This window comes from Nocardia sp. NPDC051756 (assembly GCF_040681495.1).
Classification (GTDB): Bacteria; Actinomycetota; Actinomycetes; order Mycobacteriales; family Mycobacteriaceae; genus Nocardia.
In genome coordinates, this window is record NZ_JBFAYV010000047.1 from 1 (window position 1) to 1,198 (window position 1,198).

Genomic DNA, 1,198 nt, shown 5'->3' on the forward strand with positions numbered 1-1,198 from the left:
CTTCATTAGCACGATATCGGACGTTTCAATCGCAGTATCAGTACCAGAACCCATTGCGATACCTATATTAGCAAGTGCCAAACTAGGAGAATCGTTGACACCATCACCGATAAAAGCAATTTTTTTACCAGAGTTTTTGAGTGATTTGACAACTTCAGCTTTTTCTTCAGGCATGAGATTGGCACGTACTTCATCGATGCCGAGTTGGGCGGCGACTGCTTTAGCTGTTGTCTCGTTGTCTCCAGTCAGCATAATCATACGAGAAATACCTTCGTGGCGTAGTTCTTCGAGGGATTCTTTGACACCAGAACGTATTTCGTCCGCAATACCATAAATTAGTTGCAATCTGTTATCAGCTGCGACCAAAACAACTGATGCACCTGAATCAGTGATTTCTGTGATGTCCTGTTTCTGCTCGGGAGAAATCGTAATATGATTAACCACCATCATTTTTTCATTACCAATCAATAGGTTGTCTGCGATGATTCCCTGTCCTTTAACAACGTCCGTTTTTTCAAATTTGATAGGATTGAATTTTCCGATCATGCGTACAACTGCCGTTGCTAATGGGTGATCAGATTCATTTTCTGCTGAAGCAACTGCATCAATCAATTCTTTTGAAGCACCATAATTTTTGACAACAACAACTTCTGTATTGCCTTTCGTCAGAGTACCCGTCTTATCAAACAGAAGCGTATCAATGTGACTGAAGGTATTCATAACATCACCTCCCTTGATAAGGACGCCTCTTTTTGCACCATTCCCGATTCCTGCAACATTTGAAACAGGTGCACCAATCACGAGGGCACCAGGGCAACCAAGTACGAGAATCGTGATGGCTAGTTCTAGATTATGACTAAAAACCCAAGTAATAGCTGCAATAACAAGTACCGCTGGCGTGTAATACTTAGCAAAGCGGTCGATGAATTTCTCAGCAGGAGATTTGGTATCTTGGGCTTCTTCGACAAGTTCAATAATTTTACCAAAGGTTGTATCTTCGCCGACTTTTTCTGCTTCTACGTAAATTGTACCGTTTTCTAAGATAGAACCTGCAAAAACTTTGGTACCAGCTTCCTTTCTGATTTCACGTGATTCACCTGTGATACTGGCTTCGTTGACATAGCCAGATCCTTGGTAAATACGACCATCAACAGGAACTTGACGTCCGGTTTTTACTAAGAGTTTGTCGCCAATTTCA

Annotated in this window: 1 protein-coding gene; it reads right to left on the bottom strand. The window is 41.7% G+C overall.

Annotated features, from left to right (window positions below):
- Positions 1–1,198: heavy metal translocating P-type ATPase (locus AB0M22_RS45705; protein ID WP_364740343.1), on the bottom strand; the 1,198-nt coding region annotated here is incomplete at both ends.